Below are 349 nucleotides of genomic sequence, written 5' to 3'. Positions count from 1 at the left end.
GGTGTTATTGTTAGTCTTATTTTGGATTGCATTAAATCGTGTTAGATATACTATTAAATTAGTTCTACGAATGATTGTACGAAATATAAAGTAGTGAGTAACAGCTCACTTTTGTTGTGGTACAACGTTATTATTTGTCTTGTTTTAGATTGTATTAAATCGTGTTAGATATACTATTAAATTAGTTATATGAATGATTGTGCGAAATATAAAGTAGTGAGTAACNNGCTCACTTTTGTTGTGGTACAACATTATTATTTGTCTTGTTTTAGATTGTATTCAGTTGTGTTAGATATACTATTAAATTAGTTATATGAATGATTGTGCGGAATATAAAGTAGTGAGTAAC

Origin of the sequence: Providencia sp., from assembly GCF_003533305.1 — a bacterium.
Classification (GTDB): Bacteria; Pseudomonadota; Gammaproteobacteria; order Enterobacterales; family Enterobacteriaceae; genus Providencia.
Note: the sequence above shows the minus strand (reverse complement) of the source record.